Origin of the sequence: Sphingopyxis sp. OAS728, assembly GCF_014873485.1 — a bacterium.
GTDB lineage: Bacteria > Pseudomonadota > Alphaproteobacteria > Sphingomonadales > Sphingomonadaceae > Sphingopyxis.
The window spans coordinates 3313163-3337500 of record NZ_JADBDT010000001.1; the positions used below are offsets into that span (position 1 = coordinate 3313163).

At 66.0% G+C, this 24338-nt stretch carries 21 protein-coding genes (1 of these 21 cut by a window edge); 16 read left to right on the top strand and 5 right to left on the bottom strand.

Going from position 1 to position 24338, the window contains the following annotated elements; all coding sequences use genetic code 11:
* Positions 1-44: 44 nt before the first annotated feature.
* Genes GGC65_RS15675 through GGC65_RS15685 form a run of 3 tightly spaced genes read left to right on the top strand, consistent with a single transcriptional unit; the run spans position 45 to position 2518 of the window.
* Positions 45-413: a VOC family protein gene (locus tag GGC65_RS15675; RefSeq protein ID WP_192649568.1), complete on the top strand. Its 369-nt coding sequence runs from the start codon at positions 45-47 to the stop codon at positions 411-413.
* A 60-nt stretch (positions 414-473) separates the two neighbouring features.
* Positions 474-2069 carry a helicase HerA-like domain-containing protein gene (locus GGC65_RS15680; protein WP_413052733.1) on the top strand — a complete coding sequence of 532 codons (1596 nt, stop codon included), beginning with the start codon at positions 474-476 and terminating at the stop codon, positions 2067-2069.
* Positions 2066-2518: a hypothetical protein gene (locus GGC65_RS15685; protein ID WP_192648012.1), complete on the top strand. Its 453-nt coding sequence runs from the start codon at positions 2066-2068 to the stop codon at positions 2516-2518. The genes GGC65_RS15680 and GGC65_RS15685 overlap by 4 nt, the downstream gene beginning before the upstream one ends.
* An 18-nt stretch (positions 2519-2536) precedes the next feature.
* Here the strand turns inward: GGC65_RS15685 and GGC65_RS15690 are convergent, their stop codons facing one another.
* On the bottom strand, positions 2537-5239 hold the full coding sequence (locus tag GGC65_RS15690; protein ID WP_192648013.1) for a M1 family metallopeptidase: 2703 nt from the start codon (positions 5237-5239) through the stop codon (positions 2537-2539).
* A 125-nt stretch (positions 5240-5364) separates the two neighbouring features.
* On the opposite strand from GGC65_RS15690, the gene GGC65_RS15695 reads away from it, so the two are divergent.
* Together GGC65_RS15695 and GGC65_RS15700 are read left to right on the top strand one after the other, a co-directional pair.
* Positions 5365-6651, top strand: a complete 1287-nt coding sequence (locus tag GGC65_RS15695) for a cytochrome P450 (protein ID WP_192648014.1) — start codon at positions 5365-5367, stop codon at positions 6649-6651.
* A 78-nt stretch (positions 6652-6729) separates the two neighbouring features.
* Positions 6730-6945: a hypothetical protein gene (locus GGC65_RS15700; protein WP_192648015.1), complete on the top strand. Its 216-nt coding sequence runs from the start codon at positions 6730-6732 to the stop codon at positions 6943-6945.
* A gap of 24 nt (positions 6946-6969) precedes the next feature.
* On the opposite strand, the gene GGC65_RS15705 is transcribed toward GGC65_RS15700, so the two are convergent.
* Entirely contained in the window at positions 6970-7380 is a 411-nt protein-coding gene (locus GGC65_RS15705) for an acyl-CoA thioesterase (protein ID WP_192648016.1), read from the bottom strand.
* Between the two features lie 133 nt (positions 7381-7513).
* Between GGC65_RS15705 and GGC65_RS15710 the strand changes: the two genes are divergently transcribed.
* On the top strand, positions 7514-9142 hold the full coding sequence (locus tag GGC65_RS15710) for a ComEC/Rec2 family competence protein (RefSeq protein WP_192648017.1): 1629 nt from the start codon (positions 7514-7516) through the stop codon (positions 9140-9142).
* Between the two features lie 13 nt (positions 9143-9155).
* Here GGC65_RS15710 and queF read toward each other — a convergent pair whose 3' ends face one another.
* A complete protein-coding gene (queF, locus tag GGC65_RS15715) occupies positions 9156-9626 on the bottom strand; it encodes a preQ(1) synthase (protein WP_192648018.1) in 471 nt (156 codons plus the stop codon).
* A 119-nt stretch (positions 9627-9745) separates the two neighbouring features.
* Between queF and GGC65_RS15720 the strand changes: the two genes are divergently transcribed.
* The 4 genes from GGC65_RS15720 to GGC65_RS15735 all read left to right on the top strand — a co-directional run bounded on the left by GGC65_RS15720 (position 9746) and on the right by GGC65_RS15735 (position 14355).
* On the top strand, positions 9746-11116 hold the full coding sequence (locus GGC65_RS15720; RefSeq protein ID WP_192648019.1) for a hypothetical protein: 1371 nt from the start codon (positions 9746-9748) through the stop codon (positions 11114-11116).
* Between the two features lie 183 nt (positions 11117-11299).
* Positions 11300-12142 carry a 3-mercaptopyruvate sulfurtransferase gene (sseA, locus tag GGC65_RS15725; RefSeq protein ID WP_192648020.1) on the top strand — a complete coding sequence of 281 codons (843 nt, stop codon included), beginning with the start codon at positions 11300-11302 and terminating at the stop codon, positions 12140-12142.
* A gap of 69 nt (positions 12143-12211) precedes the next feature.
* Positions 12212-13417, top strand: coding sequence for a cystathionine beta-lyase (gene metC, locus GGC65_RS15730; protein WP_192648021.1), 1206 nt, complete (start codon positions 12212-12214; stop codon positions 13415-13417).
* A 5-nt stretch (positions 13418-13422) separates the two neighbouring features.
* On the top strand, positions 13423-14355 hold the full coding sequence (locus GGC65_RS15735) for a mechanosensitive ion channel family protein (protein ID WP_225940848.1): 933 nt from the start codon (positions 13423-13425) through the stop codon (positions 14353-14355).
* Here the strand turns inward: GGC65_RS15735 and ppa are convergent.
* Entirely contained in the window at positions 14352-14888 is a 537-nt protein-coding gene (gene ppa / locus GGC65_RS15740; protein ID WP_037516908.1) for an inorganic diphosphatase, read from the bottom strand. The two genes, GGC65_RS15735 and ppa, sit on opposite strands and share 4 nt — an antisense overlap.
* Before the next feature lie 39 nt (positions 14889-14927).
* A complete protein-coding gene (locus GGC65_RS15745) occupies positions 14928-16862 on the bottom strand; it encodes a M61 family metallopeptidase (protein ID WP_192648023.1) in 1935 nt (644 codons plus the stop codon).
* Positions 16863-16955: 93 nt separating this feature from the next.
* On the opposite strand from GGC65_RS15745, the gene hisS reads away from it, so the two are divergent.
* From hisS to GGC65_RS15775, 6 genes are all read left to right on the top strand, one after another.
* Positions 16956-18203, top strand: a complete 1248-nt coding sequence (hisS, locus tag GGC65_RS15750; RefSeq protein ID WP_192648024.1) for a histidine--tRNA ligase — start codon at positions 16956-16958, stop codon at positions 18201-18203.
* A complete protein-coding gene (prfA, locus tag GGC65_RS15755) occupies positions 18203-19270 on the top strand; it encodes a peptide chain release factor 1 (RefSeq protein WP_192648025.1) in 1068 nt (355 codons plus the stop codon). The genes hisS and prfA overlap by 1 nt, the downstream gene beginning before the upstream one ends.
* Positions 19263-20087, top strand: coding sequence for a peptide chain release factor N(5)-glutamine methyltransferase (gene prmC / locus GGC65_RS15760; protein WP_192648026.1), 825 nt, complete (start codon positions 19263-19265; stop codon positions 20085-20087). The genes prfA and prmC overlap by 8 nt, the downstream gene beginning before the upstream one ends.
* Before the next feature lie 260 nt (positions 20088-20347).
* Positions 20348-21283 carry a DUF4167 domain-containing protein gene (locus tag GGC65_RS15765; protein ID WP_192648027.1) on the top strand — a complete coding sequence of 312 codons (936 nt, stop codon included), beginning with the start codon at positions 20348-20350 and terminating at the stop codon, positions 21281-21283.
* A gap of 76 nt (positions 21284-21359) precedes the next feature.
* Positions 21360-22745 carry a DUF4139 domain-containing protein gene (locus tag GGC65_RS15770; protein ID WP_192648028.1) on the top strand — a complete coding sequence of 462 codons (1386 nt, stop codon included), beginning with the start codon at positions 21360-21362 and terminating at the stop codon, positions 22743-22745.
* A gap of 10 nt (positions 22746-22755) precedes the next feature.
* On the top strand, positions 22756-24338 hold the 5' portion of the coding sequence (locus GGC65_RS15775) for a DUF4139 domain-containing protein (protein ID WP_192648029.1). The gene runs 4 nt beyond the window's last position; only the first 1583 of its 1587 coding nucleotides appear in the window; the start codon lies at positions 22756-22758; its stop codon lies off the right edge, out of view.

Consider the following 24338-nt stretch of genomic DNA (forward strand, 5'->3'; position numbering starts at 1 on the left):
TTGTTCATATTATGTTCCCATGGTGATGAGTCGGGAGAAAGATGATGATTGGCTATGTGACGCTGGGAACGAAGGATCTCGCGAAGGCGGCGGAGTTTTATGATGCGATCGCCGCGGAGCTCGACACGCCGCGCATGATGGAATTCGACGGCTTCATCGCGTGGGGCAAGCCCGATGGCGGTGCGGGTATCGGCCTGACGAAGCCCTTCGACGGCAATGTCGCGACGGTCGGCAACGGCGTGATGGTCGCGCTTCAGGCGAAGGACAAGGAGCAGGTCCACCGCCTCCACGAAATCGCGCTCGCGCATGGCGGCAGCTGCGAAGGCCCTCCGGGACCGCGCGGTGAGGGATTTTACGCCGGATATTTCCGCGACCCCGACGGCAACAAGCTCAACGCCTTCATCATGGGATGACGCTTGGCAGCGCTGCGCCGCCGCTCTACCCTGCTGCCAAATCTTGATGGAGGACAGCGGGTGAGCGACGGCAGCACGGCAAGCGAAATCTATATCGGCCTTGGCGGAGGCGGCGCAGCGGACGGCCCGCGCCAGTCGCTCGTGCTCAAGCGCGCCAACCGCCATGGATTGATCGCGGGTGCGACCGGCACCGGCAAGACGGTGACCTTGCAGGGGCTGGCCGAGGGCTTCTCCGCGGTCGGCGTCCCGGTGTTCGTCGCCGATGTGAAGGGCGACCTTGCCGGCATGGCGATGGCGGGCAGCCCGACTTCGAAGATGCACGAGATTTTCGCGGCGCGCGCCGCCGAGATCGGCGACAGCGAATGGGGCTATCGCGACAATCCGGTGATCTTCTGGGACCTGTTCGGCGAACAGGGACATCCCGTGCGCACGACGATTTCCGAAATGGGCCCGCTGCTACTCGCGCGGCTGATGGGGCTCAACGAGGTGCAGGAAGGCGTGCTCGCAATTGCGTTCCGCGTCGCCGACGAACAGAATCTGCTGCTGCTCGACCTCGGCGATTTGCAGGCGATGCTGTCGTGGTGCGCCGAAAATGCCGACGAACTCACGACCAAATATGGCAATGTGTCGAAGGCGACCGTGGGCACGATCCAGCGCCAGTTGCTGACGCTCGAAACACAGGGCGGCGCCAATTTCTTCGGCGAGCCCGCGCTCGACATCATGGACATGATCCGCACCGATGAAAATGGCCGCGGCTATGTCAACATCCTCGCCGCCGACAAACTGATGGCGAGCCCCAAGCTTTACGCGACCTTCCTGCTCTGGATGCTGAGCGAGATGTTCGAGACGCTTCCCGAGGTCGGCGACCCCGACAAGCCGAAGCTCGTCTTCTTCTTCGACGAGGCGCATCTGCTGTTCGACGACGCGCCGCCTGCGCTCGCCGAAAAGATCGAGCAGGTCGTGCGCCTGATTCGTTCGAAGGGCGTTGGCGTCTATTTCGTGACGCAGAATCCGATCGACATTCCCGAGGATGTCGCGGGCCAGCTCGGCAACCGCGTCCAGCATGCGCTCCGCGCCTTCACCCCGCGCGACCAGAAAGCGGTGAAGGCGGCTGCCGAAACCTTCCGTCCCAACCCAAAGGTCGATGTCGCGCGCGAGATCACCGAGCTCAAGGTTGGCGAGGCGCTCGTCTCGTTGCTGATGGCCGACGGCGCGCCCTCGCCGGTCGAGCGCACGTTGATCAAGCCGCCCTGTTCGCGCGCCGGGCCGCTCGACGCCAAGGAGCGCGCGATCATCAAGTCGATCTCGCCGGTCGAGGGCAAATATGACACCGCCGTCGACCGCGAAAGCGCCGAGGAACTGCTCGCTGCCAAGGCCGAACAGGCGCAGGCCGCCGCGATCGAAGCGAAGGCGCAGGTCGAGGCCGACAAGCAGGCCGCGATCGCCGCGAAGGAAGAAGCGAAGCGCAAGGTCGCCGAAGAGAAGGTGCGACTGCAGCAGGAAAAGGCCGCGGCGCGCGAGGCCGCCAAGCCGAGCTTCGCCGAGAAGATGGTCGAGTCGGCGGCGCGGTCGGCGGCGACCAATCTCGGCCGGCAGGTCGCGGGCAAGTTCGGCGGCCAGCTGATGCGCGGGATATTGGGCAGCCTGTTCAAGTGAGCGAAGCCGATGCCGCGTTGATGGAGGCGAGCCTGACCGGCGTCGCCGACGCCGGCATCGACATTCGCCACGCACTGTTCGACCGTTTCTTCGCGGCGTTCCCCGACCGCCGCGCGAGCTTCATGGTCGTCGATGCCTCGTCGCGGCGGATGACCGACGAGACGCTGCAGATGATGTTCGGGCTGGCGAAGGGCGAAGGCTGGGTGTGGCCGCTCGTCGCCGAACTCGTCTTCACCCACCGTGCCTATGGGCCGCTGCCGATCGCCGAATATGACGCCTTCATCGACATGACGGTCGCCGAACTGGGCGCCGCGGCGGGGGCCGCATGGAATGTGGAGGCCGCCGCCGCGTGGCAGCGCCATGCCGACGCGCTCAAGGCAATGATTCGCCGCGCGCGCGCCGAATGGGAAAGCGCGATGCCTGTCGGAACGCCGCAGCCGGCCGACTGACCGGCCGCGGCTCTTCCCCTACTTCGCCTTCAGCCAGGCGGCGATTTCGCTCTTGATCCGCGGCCGGCTGATGCTGCGTTCCTTCAAGCTGGCCAGCGTCTTGTCATACGGCTTGCGCACATCGGCGGGCAGCGGCGCCGCGATCCGCTCGAGCTTCGCGATCATCGCCGGATCGTTCGACGCGGCGGCGAGGCCCGCGAGGAAGCGCGCGCGCGCCGAGGCGTCGATCAGCCGGTCGACCGCGGCCTGGTTCGCCTGCGCGAAATCGACCGCGAGTTCGGGGTGATTTTTCGCAACGGCGCCGATGATCCCGGCGCTGACGGTCTTGCCCGGTTCGTCGGTGAGCGCGAGGTCGAGTGCGCGCTTCGCCAGCGCCGCATCCTTCGCATTGCCGAGGAAGGTGTAGAAGGCGCTGCGTTCGACCGCCGATTTCGACCCCTTCGCCATGGCGCGCAGCTTGGTCCATTCGGCCTCGTTCGCGTTCGCCGCGATGATGTCGAGCCAGCGCGATTTCAGCGGGCCGTCGAGCGTCGCGGGATTGCTGTCGAGCAGCGCGAAGCGGCGGCGCGCCTCCGCCAGCACCCTGGCGTCGCCCAGCGTCCCAAGCGTGCCGAGCAGCTGCGAGCGCAGGATGCTGTCGAGCGCGGGCTCGCCGGCCCGCGCATCGAAACCGAGCCGCTGCATCGCCGGGCCGAGCGCCGCGGTGCCGCGCGCCGCGATTGCTTTGCGCACCGCGGGCTGGTCGTCGAACATGCCGTAAAGCGCGCTATAACGACCCGCCGCATCGCCGAGCAGTTTCTGGTTCGCATCCTGCGGCACCGCCGTCAGCAGGCCGAGCGCGGCGCCCATCGGCTGGTAGCCGGCGTAAGCGAGCGCGAAATTGTCGCCGATCAGCCCGAGCTGGTCGATCGGCGTGAGTTTTGCGAAATCGCCGCGCAGCGCGGTCAGCGCCGCGGGCGAATAAAGCGTGCGATAATAGCCCGCCTGACCCGCATTGAGCAGGACTGCGCCGCAACCGGGCAGGGTCAGTGTGCCAGTACCGCCCGCGACGACCTGCCGCGCGACCGAACCATTGCCGGCGCGCGCGAGGACGGGCACCTGCCAGCGACGATTCTGGGCATCGATGCTGTCCTTGCGATCGCGTGCAAATTCGCTTTGCGTCAGCTGGACGGTCGTGTTGCCGCCCGCGCAGGTCACGCCGCCGACGCGGAGCAACGGAATGCCCGGCTGGTTCGTGAAGTCATGCGCGATCGCAGTCAGCCCCTTCGCGCCCGCCGCCTCGACCGCGTTCCACAGATCGTCGGTGCGCGTGTTCGCATATTTATGCTTGTCCATGTAGGTGCGCAGGCCATCGCGCCAGACATCCTCGCCGGCATAGGCTTCGAGCATCGTGATGACGGCTTCGCCCTTCTGGTAAGTGATCGCGTCGAACGCCTGGTTGGTGTCCTCGACGGTGCGGATCGTCTGGACGATCGGGTGGGTGGTTGCAAAGGCGTCGAGCGCCATCGCCCCCTCGCGGCCGTCGACGCGGTCGAGCAAGGGCTGCCAGTCTGGATGGAAATGGTCGCTCGCCTTGGTTTCCATCCAGCTCGCGAAGCCTTCGTTGAGCCACAGGTCGTCCCACCACGCCATGGTGACGAGATCGCCGAACCATTGGTGCGCGACCTCATGCGCCTGCGTCGTGTAGATCTGCTGGCGCGTCGCATCGCTGGTGATCTTCGGATCGTCGAGCAGGATGCGTTCGAAGGTGAAGATCGCCCCCCAATTTTCCATCGCGCCGAAAAATTGCGACTGGCCGGGGCCCGCGACATTGTCGAGTTTGGGCAGCGGATAGGGCTGGCCGAAATAGTCGCGGTAATAACCGAGCAGCGGGCCGAGGCTGTCGAGCGCGAAGCGCGCCTGCTCGCCCGATCCCTTGGGCGAGACGATGCCGACCTCGGCGCCGCTCTCGCTCTTCGCCGCGAGCCGCTCGAAATTCCCGGTCGCGAAGAAGAGGAGGTAGGACGACATTTTGGGCGAGATCTGGAAGGTCACCTTCTTCTTGCCGCCCGCGACGGGGGTTTCGCTCGTGACGGGCATGTTGCTCACCGCAAGGTCGCCCGCCGGAACGGTTGCGGAGAGGGTGAAGGTGGCCTTGTAGCTCGGCTCGTCGAAGCTCGGGACGAAGCGGCGGGCATCGGGCGCCTCGAACTGGGTGAACAGACCGCGCGTCTCGCCCCCACTGACCTTGTCGGGATAATCGAGCGCGAAAAGTCCGTTCGCCTGCGTGTTGATCACCCCGGTGTAGCGGGTGCTCAGGCGGTATTTGCCGGGCACAAGCGGCGCGGGGGCGGTGAAGCTCGCGGTCTGCGCTGCGGCGTCGATTGCGACGGTCAGCGGGATCGTCTTGCCGTCGGCGCCGGTCAAGCTCGCGCTTGCGAAGCTGAGGTCGAGCGCATTCAGCGTCAGCGTTGCCGAGGGTTCGTAAAGTTCGAGATCGATGCCTGCCTCGCCGGCAAAGCTCAGCGCCTTTGCGTCGGGCGTCACGCTGATGTCGTAATGCATCGGCCGCGCGATCCGCGGCAGCTGGCTCGGCACGCTCGTGTCGAGCGGCGCGCCGGCCAACGCGGGTGGTGCCGCAGCGACGGGCGTAGGGGATTCGACCCCGGCTTGGGCAGCGCAGGCGGCGAGGCTGAGCGACGAGACGGCGGCAACAAGCAGATGACGAGTCGGATATTTCATGGATGCGATCCCCGGTGTGATTATTCGGCCCGGCTAGGCTCCTGCACCCGCCGGCGCAACGCCCCCTTTCGGCAGGCCGTCGTCTGGGCTCGACAGACGGCACGCGATGCGGCAGCTTGGGTTGCATGACAAAACCCATATTGCCTGGAGAGGTAGCCGCCGCCGTTGTCGACCCCGTCGCATATGGCAATTGGGACCCGCTGCACGAGCAGCTTGCCTGGGCGCGCGTGAACGCGCCGCTGGCCGTTGCCGAGAATCACGACCATGACCCGTTCTGGCTGGTGACGCGCCACGCCGACATCATGGCGATCAGCCGCGATCCGCAGCGCTTCGCGAACGGCATCCGCCCGACGGTGCTGACCAACCGCGACGGCGAGGCGCTGGCGCGCGCGGCGACCCCGAATAATGACGGCCATCTGATCCGCTCGCTGGTCCAGATGGATGCCCCCGATCACATGAAATACCGGCTGCTGACGCAGAGCTGGTTCATGCCCAAGAATTTGAAGATCGTCGAAGATCGCATCCGCCAGATCGCGCGCGAAACGGTCGATCATATGCTCGCGGCCGGCGGAGAAACCGACTTTGCGCGCGATGTAGCGGCGCACTATCCGCTGCGCGTCATCATGGATATCCTGGGTGTGCCGCCCGAAGACGAGCCGCGCATGCTGATGCTGACGCAGCAATTGTTCGGCCCGACGGATCCGGAGCTTAACCGCAGCCGCGAGGCCATCACGTCGGCCGAACAGGCGATCGCGATGCTCAACTATGTCATCGCCGATTTCGAAAATTATTTCGGCGCGCTGACCGCCGACCGCCGCGCCAATCCGCGCGAGGATATTGCGACAGTCATCGCGAACGCCATGGTCGGCGGCGAACAGATCCCCGACCGCGAGCTCGCGGGCTATTATATGATTATCGCGACTGCGGGACACGACACGACGAGCGCCTCCACCGCAGGCGCGATCATGGAACTCGCCAAGAACCCTGCGCTGTTCGAACGGTTCCGCGCGGCCGACAGCGACAAGGCGGGGCTGATCGAGGAAGCGATCCGTTGGACCACCCCGGTCCAGCATTTCATGCGCAGCGCGAAAGAGGATGTCGAAATCGGCGGCCAGACGATTCGCGAAGGCGACTGGCTGATGCTGAACTATGTCTCGGGCAATCGCGACGAGGCTGTGTTTGGCGATCCCTTTGCGTTCAACCCCGACCGCGAGAAGAACCAGCAGATCGCTTTCGGTTTCGGCGCGCACGTCTGCCTTGGTCAGCATCTCGCGCGGATGGAAATGCGTATCCTCATGGAAGAATTGCTGCCGCGGCTGAAAAGCCTCGAACTGACGGGCGAACCCGCACGCGTCGAATCGGTGTTCGTCGGCGGGCTGAAGCGCCTGCCGGTCCGGTTCGAGGCGGCCTAGTCGGTCCAGCCGCCTTTTTCGACATTGGAACAAACGCCTGTCCACCGCGTTTCGATGCGGCTGTCAAAGGAGTTTGCTATGATTCCCTGGAAGAAGGCTGCGGTCTCGCTCGCCGCTATTTCGATGGTTGTTTCGCCGGTGGTCGCTTCGGCCGCGCCGCGTGCGCTTTCCGTTATCGACGACCAGAATGACCTCGAAGGCGCAAGCTGGATTGCGATCGTGCTGGGCCTCGCGATCATCGCCGGCGGCGTGTGGCTGGCGGTCGATGGCGACGATGATCCGGTAAGCCCGTAAACACCGCCCGATAATTCGGCCCGGCTAGATTTTCTCGGCTGGGAAGAATCGCGCGACGACCTCGCTCGCCAGTCGGGCGGGTCGCAGCGTTTTGGCGTCGATGCAGCACCAGCTCGACTTGACCTCGGCGAGCACCTCTTCGCCGCGCTTGATGATCGTTTCGTAAAAGGCGCGTGCGCCCTGAACCTTTTCGAGGATCACGGTCGCAATGACCTGATCGTCCAGAAAGGCGGGGCGACGGTAGGTGATTTCGTGCTTCAGCGCGACCCACAGATGCGCCGCGACGGCATCGGGCGGCGCGATGTGGCGCCAGTGCGCGAGAACCGCCTCCTGAACCCAGCTGAGATAGTGGGCATTGTTCACATGACCCATGAAATCGATCTGGTCGGAACCGACGGCAATCGCATGATCGTGCGGAAGGGAAGCGGAACTCATATCGCTGACACTAATGTCAATATTTTGTGACGGAAAGATGAATCTGGGCTGTAGCCCGATTTTGGGCGCAAGCGTCCAATATCGGTCATGACGGGCATGATAGAAGTCTCCTGCAATCATGCGGAGGGATGTCATGGAGCATGTTTTCGTCGCCCTGCCGGGCAGCGCCGATGGCGCGGGGTCGTACGACAAGATCTTCCTGCGCGACGATCATGGCAAGAAGGTTCGCGAAGTCTTGTGGGGCGACTGGCTGACGCTGGCGCCCGACATGCCGCAGGCCGGCGAGTGGCGCTGGGTCCGGTGGGCGTGGAAGGATGAGGCGAAGCGCCGGCTGCTGAAGATTCGCGCCAGCGAGGTTACCGACCGCCGCCCGCTCGAAATGATCTTCCTTGACGTCGGGATCGGCGACGGGTCGGTGCTGATCACCCCTGAGCGCGCGACCGACCCCGGCTTGCCGGCGGGGCAGCAGGAACGCGTCATTATCGTCGACGCGGGCAAGGGGCAGGCGATGCGCGATTTCCTCGATTCGCGTTTCGGCACCTATCGTGCGGGCATGGCGTTCCACGCCGCGGTGATCAGTCACGCCGACCTCGATCATTATGGCGGCTTTCGCAGCATCTTTTCGAACAAGGATATCAGCTTCGAGCATCTCTATCACAATGGGGCGCTCGAATTGCCGACCGGCGAGGGGCTCGAGGGCATGGGCGGCGTCACCGAGCCCGATGCCGACGGGGTGCGCTACCTGAAACGGATCGTCGAAAGCGACGCAGCGGCGCGCGCGCTCTATGATCCGGCGGGGACCCCGTCGAGCCGGACCTTTGCCAAGCTGATTGCGACCGCGATCGCCAAGGGCAATGTCGGCAGCTTTTCGATGCTGTCGACCGAACATGGCAGCTTCGCGCAAGGTGCCCGCTGGATGCCGGGCTTCGCGCCGGGCGAGCGCGATGGCTATACGATCGAGGTGCTCGGCCCATGGGTCGAGTGCGACGCCACGGGCAAGCTGCGGCTGCGCGTCTTTGGCGATGCTGCCAAGACGAAGAACGGCCATTCGGTGATCCTGCGCCTGCGCTTCGGCGAATTCTCGATCCTGTTCGGCGGCGATCTCAACACGGCCTCCGAACGCTTCCTCCTGACGCGCTACGCCGGGCTCGACGCCTGGCCGCAGGACGAGGCGGACCGCGATGCGATGCTCGACGCGGCGCGCGTCCGGTTCCGCTCGGACGTGATGAAGGCGTGCCACCATGGCGCGTCGGACGTCACCGACGAATTTCTGAGCGCGGTGAATCCGGCGGCGTTCGTCATCTCTTCGGGCGATGACGATGTGAATTATGTCCATCCACGACCCGACCTGCTCGGCCGGCTCGGGAAAGCGGGGCGCGGCGCCGCACCGGTGCTGCTATCGACCGAGTTGCAGCGTTCGACGCGCGAGACCGAGGATGCGGCGCTCGTCAAACGGCTCAAACGCAACATCGACCTGCTTGCGGCGGGCGGTCCGAGCATGGACGAAAACGGGGCGCCCTTGTCGGATACTGCGCGCAAGGCGGCGCGCGAGGCGCTGGCGAAGGCGATGAACGCCGACGTCGACACGCTGGGCCGGTCCAATGTCAGCGTCGACGGCGCCATCTATGTCAAGACCGACGGCAAGCGCCTGATCGCTGCGTTCAAGAAGGAAACGCAGGACGCCAACAACAAATGGTTCTGGTACAGCTATGCGCTGAAAGGCGATCAGACGATGGATCTGGTGCCGCGCCCCGAACATTAAGCCGCCAGGCGAATCAACCCCGTCCGCGATAGGGCGCGACCCCCTGATCGGGGAGCCAGAGGCCCTCCGGCGGCGCGCTCGATTGCCAGAAGACGTCGATCGGGATGCCCCCGCGCGGGTACCAGTAGCCGCCAATGCGCAGCCAGCGGGGCTGCATTTCGTCGAACAGGCGGCGGCCGATGCCGACTGTGCAATCCTCGTGGAAACCTGCGTGGTTGCGGAAGCTGCCGAGAAACAGCTTCAGGCTCTTCGATTCGACGATCGTGTCGCCGGGCGCATAATCGATGACGAGATGCGCGAAATCGGGCTGGCCGGTTACCGGGCAAAGCGAGGTGAATTCGGGCGCGGCGAAGCGCACGAGATAAAGCTCGCCGGCGCGCGGATTGGGGACATAATCGAGGACGGCCGCCTCGGGAGCGGCAGGAAGTTCGCTGGATTGGCCGAGATGTTTCGGCGCCAGCGGCGTGGGGCTGGAATCGGTCATGGAAAGGCTCTAGTGCGCAGCGCGGCCGATGTCACCGATCTCGTTGGACGGAAGCGGCCGGGTTCAGCGCCAATTCAGCGGCGCAGACACTATATTTGGTTCGAGGTCGCGGAAGAAGAATGACGAACGGAAAAACGGGGCAGGGAAGCAAGGCGGCGTCGCTGCCGCTGACCGCGCTCGTGCTGTTGCTGGCGGGGGGCGTCCCCGTGCAGGCACAGGACACGACTCCGACTCCGGCGCCCTCGTCGACCCGCCCGCTCGATTTCCGCCTGCCGCCCGCTCCCGATGAAGGCCGCACCCCGGGCGTGCAGGGCCCATCGGATAATGGCCTGCCGCCGGTCGCGCCCGGCGAGCGGCGCGGCCAGCCCGCCCCGACCCCCACGCCAACCCCGGTCCAGCCAGCAACGCCGCCGCGCGTAATGCCGACGCAGCCCGCGACGGTGGCGACGCCCGCGCCGGCACCCGCTCGCCGCGATACGCCCACGACGGCAACCCCGCGCGCGGCGCCTGCGCCCGACGCCGCAGCGCCGGCGCTTCCGGCCGCGACCGACAGCGCGGCGCTGCCGCCGCTCGATCCGGCGGCGACGCCCGCTCCGCCCGCGACAGATGCGGCGCCGGTTGCGGCAGACGAGACGTTGCCTGCCGCACCGCCGGCGCCCGCCCCGTCGGGCACGCCGCTTTGGGCCTGGCTGCTCGCCGCGCTCGCCGCGGTTGGCGTCGGTTATTGGTACTGGCGCCGCCGCACGGCACCTGCAGGTCCGGTCGTCGACGAGATCGAAGAGGCGCCGCGACCTATCGCTCCGCGCCCCGCGACTCGCGCCGCCCCGCCCGCGTCTAAACCCGCTACCTCGTCGGTGCCCAAACCCGCTGCCGCGCCGGCGCCACGCGCCGCTGCCCCGCAACCGGCGCGCGCGCCGATGCCGCAGCCCGAGCCGCAGGCTGCTCACCCGCTTGTCACCCGCCCGGCCGGCGAGCAACGCGCCATCGTCGGCATGACGCTCGACATTCGCAGCATTCGCCTCGCGCCCGACCATGTCGCGGTCGGTTTCGCGCTCAACCTGCTCAATCAGGGCACCGCCCCCGCAACGGGCATGATGGTCCGCATCGCGCTCAATCAGGGGTCAGCGATGAACGAGCCTGTGCTTGCGCGCTTCTTCGACGGAGCGGGCGGCAGCGTGCTGCGCGACGACATGGCGCTCGCCGTCGGAGCGGGCGAAGAATTGTCGACCGAAGTCATGTTGCCGCGCGCCACGATCGAACCGCTGATGATCGGCGGCAAGCCGATGCTCGTCCCCGTCATCGCGTTCGACGTCACCTATCATTGGGACGGCGAGGGCGAGGCGTTCGGCCAGAATGCGGGTAGCTTTGTCATCGGCCGCGAACAGGGCGCGAGCGGGAGCGAAAAGCTCGCACCGTTGCCGCTCGACCGTGCCTCCTATGCGGTCGACCGGCCCGGCGCGCGCGCGACGGCGATCAAGCGCGCGCAATAGTTTGGCTTGAAATGGCACTGCTTTTTTGTTGCGGTGCAGCATCGTCTGAGGCACATCTCGACCGCGCTTGAAAAAGCGCCGGGCGGGGCATAGGCTGACTATCCCCGGAAAGAAGCCACAGCAGGATGGCCGGGACAGGGACAGGCAAACAAGGTTCCCGACCGGCCGCAACAGGAGCATGACATGGACGCCTTGGTCTCAACCGACTGGCTGGAACGCGAACTGGGGGCATCGGACCTGCGGGTCGTCGATGCGACGAAATTCCTCGCCGACGAAGGGCGCGACGCCCGCGCCGAATATGAGGCGGGCCACATTCCGGGCGCGGTATTCATGGACCTGACCGAGCTTGCCGATACGACCAGTGGTATCGACAATATGGCGCCGCCCGCCGAAAAATTCGCCAGCCGCATGCAATCGCTGGGCCTCGGCGACGGCAGCCGCATCGTGATCTATGACGACAGCCCGCTGAAGAGCGCGGCGCGCGCCTGGTGGCTGCTGAAGCTGTTCGGGGCGCACGATGTCGCACTGCTCGATGGCGGCCTCGCCAAATGGAAGGCCGAGGGCCGCGCACTCGAAATGGGCAAGCAGACGCTGCGCCACCGCCATTTCACTGTGTGGCGCGACGCGAAGGCAGTCCGCACCAAGGAACAGGTGCAGGCCAATCTCGACAGCGGCGCCGAACAGCTCGTCGACGCGCGCCCCGCAGCGCGCTTTACCGGCGAAGAACGCGATCCGCGTCCGGGTGTCGCACCCGGCCATATCCCGGGCTCGCGCAGCCTGCCGCACAGCGAGCTGTTCAACGCCGACGGCACCTGGAAACAGGGCGACGCCCTCAAGGCGGCCTTCGACGCAGCCGGGGTCGATCTCGACAAGCCGCTCGTCACGACCTGCGGCAGCGGCATGACCGCGACCGTCGTCGCTTTCGGCGCGCATCTGCTCGGCAAGGACGATGTCGCGGTTTACGACGGCAGCTGGGTCGAGTGGGGCGCCGATCCGGCGACGCCCAAGGCGACCGGCGCGGCCTGACGCCTAGCCGGCCCGAATATCCATCTGTCGAAGGGTGGATTTTGCCCAATGCTCCGCTAACAAGCGGGGATGAACAACAGCGACGATGACAGCCTCCGCCCTGCGACGAAACTGGTGCAGGGCGGGCGGCGCCCCGAATGGACCGGCGACCCGCGGCTCGGCGGCGGCGTCGTCAACCCGCCGGTGTGGCGTGCCTCGACGATTCTCTACGACAATATCGCCGACCTGAAGGCGCGCGGGCACGCGACGCACGACAAGCTCTATTACGGCCGGCGCGGGACGCCGACGGTGTGGGCGCTTGCCGACGCGCTGACGCAGATGGAGCCGGGCGCCGAGGGGACCCTCCTCTATCCGTCGGGGGTTGCCGCCAATTCGGCCGGGCTGCTCGCGCTCTTGTCGCCCGGCGATCATCTGCTGATGGTCGACAGCGCCTATGAACCGACGCGCGCCTTCTGCAACGCCATGCTCGCACGGCTCGGGGTCGAAACCACCTATTATGATCCGCTCGTCGGCGCGGGTATCGCCGACCTCATCCGCCCGGAGACGAAGCTGATCTTCCTCGAATCGCCGGGCAGCCTGACCTTCGAGGTGCAGGATATTCCGGCGATCGTCGCGGCGGCGCGCGAACGCGGCGTGCTGACGATGCTCGACAACACCTGGGCGACGCCGCTGCTCTTCCCGGCGATCGCGCACGGCGTCGACGTGACGATGATGAGCCTCACCAAATATGTCGGCGGGCATAGCGATGCGATGATGGGATCGCTCACCGCGACGAAAGCGGTGTGGCCGCGACTGCGCAGCGCCACCTACCAGCTCGGCCAGGCGGTTTCGCCCGACGATTGTGCGTTGATGTTGCGTGGGCTGCGGACGCTCGATGTGCGGATGCAGCGTCAGGGTGAAAACGGCCTCGTCGTCGCGAACTGGCTCGCGGGGCGCGCCGAGGTCGGCCGCGTGCTCCACCCCGCGCTGCCGGGCGATCCCGGCCATGCGATCTGGTCGCGCGATTTTGGCGGCACAAGCGGGCTGTTCGGCTTCACGCTGAAGGGCGCCGACGAGGCGGGGCGAACGCATTTCATCGATTCGCTCGCCCATTTCGGGATCGGCTTCAGCTGGGGCGGCTATGAAAGCCTCGTCGTGCCGAGCAACCCCGAGACGATCCGCACGGCCACCGCGTGGACCGACCCCGATCCGCTCGTGCGCCTGTCGATCGGGCTCGAGGACCCCGCCGACCTGATCGTCGACCTCGAACGCGGCTTTGCCGCGATGGCGGGATGATCGCGATGGATGAGCTGCCCGACGGCATCCTCCGCACGGTGGAAGCGCTGAAGGCGATCGGCATCGATGTCGGCGCGTATCGGCTGTCGCTCTATGGGCTGCTTTCGACGATCGTCGTCGCGGTGCTGCTCTACTTCGCGGTGCGGGTGCTGCTCCGCGCGATCAAATGGCTGCTCCGCCGCGATACGCGAATCGACGCGACGCAGCGCCTGCTCGCCGAAAAGCTGATCGCGATCGCGCTGTTCGTCTTTGCGTCGCTGTTCGGTATCGACCTGCTTGGCATCGACCTGACCGCGCTTGCGGTTTTTTCGGGCGCCGCCGGCCTCGCGATCGGTTTCGGGCTGCAAAAGACCGTCGGCAATCTGATCGCAGGAATCATCCTGCTCATGGACCGTTCGATCAAGCCCGGCGACATCATCGTCGTCGGCGACGGCAGTTCGATGGGCGGATCGACGCTGCCCGGCGGGGTGCCCAATGTCGGGCGCGTCGCGAAGATCGGGGTGCGCGCGGTCAATGTCGTCACCCGCGACGGCAAGAAGCATCTGATTCCGAACGAGCTGTTGATGACGCAGCCGGTCGAGAATTGGAGCTATGCGAGCCCCGAGGTGCGCGTGCGGATGCGCGTGCCGGTGGGTTATGCCTGCGATTTGCGGCTCGCGCAGCGGCTGATCATCGAAACCGCGACCGCGAACCCGCGCATATTGAACGAGCCCGAACCCGCGGTGTGGATCACGGCGTTCGGCGAACGCGCGGTCGAGCATGAACTGCGCTACTGGATTTCAGACCCCGAGGCTGGGCTCGGCAATATCCAGGGTGAGGTGTTCCTGGGGATATGGGACCGTTTCAAGGAAGCCGGGATCGCCATTCCCTATCCGCGGCAGGATGTGCGGATTGTCGGGGCGCCGGACGAGAGCCCGGCGCCCACGGAGAAGAATTAGAAGCCGATCTTCTTGGCGCGCTCGATGCACTCGACAATGATGCGCTTCGCCTCGTTGACATCGCCCCAGCCGTTGAGCTTCGCCCATTTGCCGGGTTCGAGATCCTTATAGTGGGTGAAGAAATGCTCGATCTGCTGCAGCACGATCGGCGGCATGTCGGTGTAGCTCGCAACATCGGCATAATAGGGGAAAGTCTTGTTGACCGGGACGCAGAGCAGCTTTTCGTCGCCGCCGGCATCGTCTTCCATCATCAGCACGCCGATCGGGCGGCATTTGACCACCGCGCCCGCGACGATCGGCGAACGCGCAACGACCAGCGCGTCGAGCGGATCGCCATCCTCACCGAGCGTGTGCGGGACGAAGCCATAGTTGGCGGGATAGCGCATCGGCGTGTGCAGGAAGCGGTCGACGAAGAGCGCACCCGACGCCTTGTCGAATTCATATTTCACCGGCTCGCCGCCGATCGGAACTTCGATCAGGACGTTGAGGCTGTCGGGCGGGCTGTCGCCGGCGGGGATCAGGTCGATGCGCATGGGAGAAGTCAGTCCTTATTCTGTTCTCCGCCGAATCTTTTACAGTCGGCGGCGCGGCGCCAATAGCTGATCGAACCAGTCGGGGCCACTCCCCGTTTTTTCGAGGTGCGGCCAGCGCAGGCCGCCATGATAGTCGATCTCGACATTGCGATAGCGCCCGCCGCGCTCGACGAGCAGCCGCACCGGGGTCTTGCCGTCGGTCGCGGCGCGAATCGCAGTCTCGATCCGTTCGCGGCTATAGGTCTGTCCGTCGACCGCGACGATCTTGGTGCCGTTGACGATATCGGCCTTGAATGCGGGGCCGTTCCACAGGATCGTGTCGGCATTGCCGTCCTTGTCGATCACCAGCCCGAGCGAATGGGTGAGGTCGGTCTTTTTCGATTCGGCCATCCGGTCGCGGTCATAGGCGTTGGGCGCGTTGCGCCAGACAAGGCGGTAGCCAGCAAGCTCGATGCCGCCGGTGGGCGCGGGCCGGCCACTGGCCTGCATCCGATCGCGAAGGAAGGTCGCCCAGTCATAGGGGTGGACGGCGTTCAGCGCTGCGACGACATCGTCGAAATCATAGGTGTCCTGGCCAAAGTCGCCCTCGCGCCCGCCAAAGAAAGCCTTCGCGAAATCGTCGAGGCTCTTCGCGTTGTTCGTCGCCTGGCGAATCATCATGTCCGCCTCGAGCCACATCAGCGAGCCTTCGTTGTAATAATCCTCGCTGCGCGACCAGCTCGCGAAGGGCTTGGCCTTGCGTGCCGCGATGATCGGGTCGAGCGTCGTATCCTCGACCGAGCGCCACTCGCGCCCCGGCTGGACGCTGTAGTTTCCGGCATTGGTCGCCCATTCGGCGAGAACCATCTCCTTCGACTGCATCCCCGAGCGGCCGGCGAGGACGAGATCCCAGAAGCTCGTCTGGCCCTCGTACACCCACAGCAGATTGTCCTGCATCGGCGTGCGGAAGTCGGCGGTCCACATCTTGTCCGGGCGGCGATATTTGCCGTTCCAGCTGTGCGTCAGCTCGTGCGGGAGCAGCCCGCGCTGCGAGTCATTGTCGTCCCATTTGGTGAAATAGTCGGGATTGCGGCTGTTCTCGCTCGACCGATGATGTTCGAGCCCGATCCCGCCGAGTTCATCGCTGAGCGCGAGCAGGAATTCATAGCGGTCGAAATGGCGCACGCCGAACAGCGCGACGGCCTCGGACACCAGCGCCGCGTGGCGCGCGATATGGTCGGGGCTCGCCTCGAGGTATTTGGCTTCGTCGGCGACGACGTTCAGCGTCACCCTGTTGCCGAGATCCCATTTGCGGAAAAATTTGCCGGCGAACATCGGGCTGTCGACGAGCACCTCATAGTTGGTCGGCGCGAAGCTGTAGCGGTTGCCCGAGACCTTGAGGCCGTCGAGCGCCGATGCGCCGGTCCAGCCGTCGGGCAAGGTGACTTCGAGCTGCACCGGGATGGCGCGGGTGAAATAGCCCGCCGGATAAAGGCTGACCTGCTCCCATTGCAGGTTCATCATCGCCGGGGTGACGACCACCCGGCCTTCGCTCGTCCGGGTCGGCGACAGGAAATCAAAGGCGACGTCGATGCTCTTCACCCCTGCGGGCACTTCGACGTCGAAGGCGTAGACGTCGGTCGGCTGGCGCGTCCAGGCCAGCGGCCTGCCGCCGGCGCTGGGCTGGAAGCCCGCCATTTCGGCGATCGCGCCGCGCGGTGCGTGCTTGCCGGGCAGCCATTCGGGATAGAGGAGGGTGAGCTTGCCTGCCTTCGCCACCGGGATCGTCTGCCGCACATGAAAGATGCCACGCGCAAAGTCGGTCGCGTCGACCTTGAGCAACATGGTGCCCGGATAGGGCTTGTCGGCGGGCAGCGGGATCGTCAGCGGCTGGACGACCGGCTGCGGGCGACTGTAGCTGTCCTGGGCGGCGGCGGGAAGAAAGGCGAGGGGCGCGGCGATGACGGCCGATGCGACGAACAGTGCTTTTTTCATGCCGCCCCTCTGCCGCCAAACGTCAGCGAGGTCCAGCGCGCGCTCTGCAAGCGCACTTTGCCTTTCGACGAAAAACCATTAGACGCCGCCGCCATGAGCAAGGACAAATCCGCCAAAATCCCGACCCCGCAGGCTGTGCGCGGCACGCAGGACATGCTCGGCGATTTCGCCGACCGCTTTCAGCATGTCGTCGACACGTTCGAACGGGTGCGCCGTCTCTATGGCTATAAGCGGATCGAGGTGCCGGTGATCGAACCGACCGCGGTGTTCGCGCGCAGCCTTGGCGAGACGACTGACGTGGTGTCGAAGGAAATGTATTCGTTCGAGGATCGCGGTGGCGAGTCGATCACGCTGCGCCCCGAATTTACCGCCGGGATCGCACGCGCGTACATCACCAACGGCTGGCAGCAGTTCGCGCCGCTGAAGGTCGCGACGCACGGCGCGCTGTTCCGCTACGAGCGCCCGCAAAAGGGCCGCTATCGCCAGTTTCATCAACTCGACGCCGAAGTGCTCGGCAGCGACAGCCCGCTCGCCGACGCCGAACTGCTCGTCTTCGCCGACCAGCTTCTGAAGGAACTCGGCATTTCCGAAGGCGTGACGCTGACGCTCAACACGCTGGGTGATGCCGCGAGCCGCGATGGCTGGCGCGCGGCGCTGGTCGATCATTTCGAAGCGCACCGCGGCGATCTGTCCGAAGACAGCGTCGCGCGGCTCGACAAGAATCCGCTGCGCATTCTCGACAGCAAAGATCCCAAGGATCGCCCGATTGCCGACAGCGCGCCGGACATCGACGCGTTCCTCACCAGCGAAGCGCAGGATTTCTTCGGCGCCGTGACGGCGGGCCTCGATGCCGCGGGCGTCGCTTGGGAACGCAATGCGCGGCTCGTGCGCGGGCTCGACTATTATCGCCACACCGCCTTTGAGTTCGTCACCGATCGGCTGGGCGCGCAGGGCACCGTGATCGGCGGCGGCCGCTATGACGGCCTAATCGAAGCGCTCGGTGGTCCGCCCACCGCGGCGGTAGGCTGGGCCGGCGGGATCGAGCGGCTGTCTATGTTGCTCGCCGACGATGTGATCGACAGCCACCTCGACGCTGTGATCGCGGTCGAAGACGACAGCCAGCTCGCACTCGCGATGCATGCGCTCACCGCGCTTCGTGGTGGCGGCTTTTCAGCCGAGATCGTGGCTAGCGGGTCGCCGCGCAAGCGCTTCGACAAGGCGGCGAAGATTCCCGCGCATGCCCTGATCTCGGTCGGCACGCGCGACGGGGCACCGCACGTCAATGTGCGCGGCGATGGCGATCGTGCGAAGGCGGCAGAGGCGCTCGTTCGCGCACTCTGATGGCCCAGGTTTCCGAAAAGCAGATCGACGCCATCATCGAACGCCACGCCGCGTTGCAGGCGCGTATGGCGACGGGCGACATGGCGCCCGCCGATTTCGTCGCGGCGTCGAAGGAGTTCGCCGAACTCGAACCCGTCGCGAAGGCGGCGGCGGAAGTCGCGCGGCTCCGCGGCGAACTCGTGTCGCTGAACGAAATGCTCGCCGATCCCGAAATGAAAGCGATGGCGGCCGAGGAAATCGCGGAGGTCGAGGTGGCATTGCCCGCCGCCGAGCATGATCTCGCCCTCCAACTGCTGCCCAAGGATGTCGCTGACGCGCGCGCCGCGATGCTCGAAATCCGCGCCGGGACGGGCGGCGACGAGGCGGCGCTGTTCGCGGGCGATCTGCTCCGCATGTACAGCCGCTACGCCGACGGGCAGGGATGGAAGGTCGAAATCATCTCGGCGAACGAGGCCGAAATGGGCGGCTACAAGGAAGTCGTCGCGTCGGTGACCGGGCAGGGGGTGTTCGCCAAATTGAAGTTCGAAAGCGGCGTCCACCGCGTCCAGCGTGTCCCCGCGACCGAAAGCCAGGGGCGCATCCACACGAGCGCGGCGACCGTCGCGGTGCTGCCCGAGGCCGAGGAAGTCGATGTCGCGATCAACGACAGCGACCTCAAGATCGATATCTACCGCGCATCGGGCGCCGGCGGGCAGCACGTCAACACGACCGATTCGGCGATCCGCATCACGCATATCCCGTCGGGCCTTGTTGTCATCCAGCAGGACCAGCGCAGCCAGCACAAGAACAGGGCCAAGGCGATGCAGGTGCTGCGCGCGCGGCTCTATGACCTCGAGCGCGAGAAGATCCACAGTGCCGAGGCCTCGGCGCGCAAGTCGATGGTCGGGTCGGGCGACCGCTCCGAACGCATCCGCACCTATAATTTTCCGCAGGGGCGCGTGACCGATCACCGCATCAACCTGACACTCCACCGCCTCCCCGAAATTATCGAAGGCGCGATGGACGAACTGATCGACGCGCTGATCGCCGAGGATCAGGCGCAGCGGCTTGCGGGGCTGGGTGACTGAGGTTGCGTCCGCGCTGCGCGACGCGGCGCAGCGATTGGCGGCGGTATCGGATACGGCGCGCCTCGATGCCGAATTGTTGATGGCACATGCGCTGGGCGTTGAGCGGCAGGCACTGTTGCTCGATCCGACGCGGTTTGCCGTTCCGGATCGTTTCGCCCAACTCGTGGCGTTTCGGATGGAACATCAGCCGATCGCCTATATCCTTGGCTATCGTGACTTCTGGACGATCCGCATCGGCGTTGGCCCCGGCGTCCTGATCCCGCGCCCCGACAGCGAAACGTTGATCGAGGCGGCGGTCAGTCATTTCGGTTCGACGGGCCCGGCTCGCATCCTCGATCTCGGCACTGGGCCCGGCACATTGCTTTTTGCGGCGCTGAGCGAATGGCCCGACGCACGCGGGGTCGGCGTCGACGCGAGCGCCACCGCGCTGGACTATGCGAAGGCGAATGCGCGGGCGCTCGGGATGGAAGAGCGGACGAAGCTGCTGCCCGGCGACTGGGGATCGGGACTCGACGGCCAATTCGACCTCATCCTCTGCAATCCGCCCTATATTGCCGAGTCCGAAGCGCTGATGCCCGATGTCGCCGATCACGAGCCGCCGGGCGCGCTTTTTGCCGGCGCCGATGGTCTCGACGACTATCGCCGCATCATCCCTGATTTGCCGCGCCTTTTGGCGCCGGGCGGCGCTGCAATCCTTGAAATCGGGGCGACGCAGCATATGTTGGTGAGGCAACTCGCCGAAGCGGCGGGATTTGCAGTCGCCTGCACCCGGGATCTGGGCGGGCGCGACAGGGCGCTGAAGCTGACCCGCCCCTGACACGCCCACACGAATTTTCTTGGTTTCCGCCGCAAAGCGCGGTAGGGGCGGCTTACAGACCTGATCGGGGTCCCTTTGGCGATGCGGACAGCATCGATACTGGTCCGGCTGGTCTGCTTCCCACTTACGATGCTGGTGCGGGACCGTGGGGTCCGGCGCAAGCGGTAAAGGGCAAGAGCCGCGCAAGGAGCGCGGGCACGACGCGCGGGTGGCGCGGTCGGCCAAAAGGGGTTGGCATAGCTTATTAGCTTATCGACAGGATGTCTCAGTTGAACATGAACAACCGGCAGAACGGTCGCCGTCGCGGCCGTAACAACAACAGCAACAATAATAACAATCGGCCGCAATCGGGCGGACGCGGCGGGGTCGATCAGGCCAACCGCATCGACAGCCGCGCGCGCGGCAACGGCGCCCAGATGATCGAGAAGTACCGCAACCTCGCGCGCGACGCGCAGCTTGCCGGCGACCGGGTCCAGACCGAATATTATCTGCAGTTCGCCGACCATTATTTCCGCGTCGTGAGCGATTTCCGCGCCCGCCAGGAAGAAAAGGCCGCGGCGAACGGGCAGGAACGCAGCCACGACCGTAGCCGCGAGATTCGCGGCGTCGAAGATTTCGACGGCCATGACGACACCGACAGCGATTTCGAAGCCGATACCGGCCGCGACGACAGCGACAATGGCGACGACCGCGGCGAACGGAACGATCGCGGCAATGATCGGGGCGACCGCAACGAGCGGAACGACCGTGGCCAGCGCGACAATCGCGGCAACCGCGAACCGCGCGGCGACCGCGACGACGACAATCGCGGCAATCGCGAACCGCGCGGCAATCGCGACGATGACAGTCGCGGCAACCGCCAGCCGGCGCGCAGCCGCCCGGCTCGAGGGCGCGACGAGGACGAGGTCCGCGACGATCGGAATGATCGCAGCGAAGCGCCCGCCGTGCGCGAAGAAGCCGCCGAGCAAGAACCCGCTCCGCGTCCCGCGCGGCGCCCCGCGCGCCGCGCGCGTCAGGAAGAAGACAATAGTGACAACGGCAACGCCGGGATCGACACCGCCGTCCTGCCGCCCGCGATCGGGCGCCCCGAACGCAGCGCCGAAAGCGATGTCGCTGACGAAGCGCCCGCCGCCAAGCCGCGCCGTACGCGCCGCACGCTGGCGACGCGCAACACCGACGTCGAAGCGGCCGAATAAGCCAACGATTTCACGCTGGTTTTTCCGATTCGCATGACATAGCCTCCCCGCGGGATATCCTGCGGGGAGGTTTTTTATGCGCGTGTTGGCCTTGGCCTGTTTGCCGCTGCTCGTCGGCGGGACGTCGACCGCCCTCTTCGCGCAGGACGCCGCAACCGGCAACGCGCAGGGCGATGTCGCGGTCACCATCTATAATAATGGCCAGTCGCTTGTGCAGGACGACCGCCAGCTTAGCGTCGCCGCGGGGCGCAACCGCATCGAGTTCCCCGACGTGTCGGCGCGCATCCGTCCCGAGACGGTGACGCTCTCAGGTCCCGGCATCGGCATCGTCGAACAGAATTTCGATTTCGACCTGCTCACCCCCGACAAGCTGATGGACAAGGCGGTCGGCCAGTCGATCACCCTCGTCCGCACCAACCCCGCGACCGGCGCCGAACGCACCGAGCGTGCGAAGGTGCTCGCGGCGAATGGCGGCATCGTGCTCCAGATCGGCGAACGGATCGAGGTGCTGCGCGACGACGGCCTGCCGGTGCGCGCGGTGTTCGACCGGCTGCCGCCGAATCTGCGCGCGCGGCCGACGCTGTCGGTGACGGTCGACGCCGCGAGTGCGGGCACCGTCCCCGCCCGCCTTTCTTACCTTACTCCGAACCTCGGCTGGACCGCCGACTATGTCGCGCTGTTCGACGCCGCGAAGGGCGCGATGGATATCCAGGGCTGGGTGACGCTGACCAACAGCACCGGCACCACCTTCGCCAACGCGCGCACCTTGCTCGTTGCGGGCAATCCTGGTGGGGGCGGCGGCTTCCGCCAGATGAGCGGCGCGATGGATTCGGCGGGGACCGAATCGAACGAACGCGAACGGCTCGGCGACTATTATCTCTATCCGCTCGCCGCGCGCACGACGATCGCCAACGCGCAGCAGAAGCAGGTGAGCTTCCTTGACGTAAAGGGTGCCCCCGCGCGCTCGACCTATGAATATGTCAATCGCTGGCTCGGCAGCAACAATGAGCCTGTCAGCACCGCGAGCGTGCTGCGCTTCTCGACCTCGCGGCAGGGCGGGCTCGGCGACCAGCTGCCCGCAGGCACGATCCGCGTCTATATGCGCGACGCGCGCGGCGACCCGCAATTCATCGGCGAGAATCGCATCGACCACACCCCGATGGGATCGGCGATGTCGCTGCGCACCGGCGATGCCTTCGACGTGAAGGTGCAGCCCACCGTCGTGTCGCGCACGCGCAAGGGCGATTCGCGCTGGGTGACGAAGATGAAATACACCGTCAGCAATGCGCGGCCGGCGCCGGTCACCGTGCTGCTCGCGCAGGACGGGCTCTATGGCGACGTCCGGATCAGCGATGAAAGCCTGAAGGGCGAACGCATCTCGGCCGACCGCGTCGAATGGCAGGTGCCGGTGCCCGCCAATGGCAAGGTCGATGTGACCGTCACTTTCGATTCGCGTTACTGAGATATAGGCGATGCGGGCCTGGCCCCTGTTGATGTGGGTCGCGGCGCTGTTCGCGCCGGGACCGTTGCTCGCGCAAACACCGGCGCCGATCGCTGTATCGGGCAAGATCGACGATGCCGCGATCACCGTCTATCGCGCGCCGTCGCGGGGCGCGGGGCCGATCGATCCCAATTGGCCGCGGGGCTTTGCCTTCATCACCGAAACGCGCACTGTCACTTTGCCCGCGGGGACGTCGGTGCTGCGATTCGAAGGCGTGGCCGAGGGGCTGCTCCCCGAAACCGCTGTGCTCAGCGGCCTGCCCGACGGGGTGATCGAAAAGAATCGCGATGCGCGGCTGTTGTCGCCCGCGGGGCTCGTCGACGCCTATCTCAAGCGCAGCGTCACGCTGCGGCGCACCAGCCTTGCGACGGGAAAGGTCGTCGAACAGGAAGCCGTGATCCAGTCGGGGCCCAATGGCGGCGTCATCGTCCAGACCGCGGCCGGGGTCGAGGCGCTCGCGTGTTCGGGCCTCCCCGAGCGCATGCTCTACGCCCGCGTGCCCAGGGATCTTTCAGCGAAGCCCACGCTGTCGGTGCTTGTCGAAAGCAAGGCGGCGCGGACGGTGAAGGTCCAGCTTCTCTATCTCGCCGAAGGCTTCGACTGGGCCGCCAACTATGTCGCCGATCGCGGCACCGACGGAAAGACGCTGGGGCTGACCGGATGGATCACCGTTGCGAACGGGGGGATGACGAGCTTTCCGGCGGCACAGCTCAATGTGATCGCGGGCCGCCTCAACAAGATGTACAGCCCGCCGCTGCCGCGCAGCACGCCGGGCCCGCTGGTGCTCAAATGCTGGCCGATGGACATCACGAGCACGCATCCCCTGTGGGAACTGCCGCCGATCATCGAGTTCGAGCAGAATTACGACTCGGTCATGGCCGAGGAGGTGGTGGTGACCGCCAGCCGCCGCGACCGGCGCGCGATGGCAATGGCTCCGCCTCCGCCGCCACCCCCGCCACCCCCGGCCCCGCCGCCCCCTCCGGCCGAGGACCTGGGCGATCTCAAATTCTACCGCATCCCCTTTCGCGTCGATGTGTCGGCGAAGGGGCAGAAGCAGGTCGCGCTGCTCGCGAAGGACAGGGTCGCGGTCGAGCAGCTCTATGCCGCGACGCTCTATAATTTTGGCGATGGCCGGCCGCAGCCGTTGATGATGCGCCTCCGCGTGCAGAATCGCGAATCGGACGGGCTCGGCCTCGCGCTCCCGGCCGGCATGGCGACGGTGTTCGAGAGCGTTGGCGGCCGTCGCCTTCTCGTCGGCGAAGCGGCGATTGGCGACAAGGCGAAGGACGAACGCGTCGATTACGACATCGGGTCGAGCCCCGCCGTCCAATATAAGGTCGCGGTCCAGCCTGACCCGAATGCCGATTACCGGCTCTGGCAGGTCACGCTGACCAACGCCCGGCCGTTTGATGCCGAAGTCGAGATGTTGGTTCCCTTCGCGATCGATCCCACGCCGGAAGGATGGGAGCGTCGCGGCAGCAGCTGGGTCTGGCGCGTGCGCGTCCCCGCGAACGACAGCCTGGTCCAGGCCTTCCGCCAGAAATTGAAGGGCGA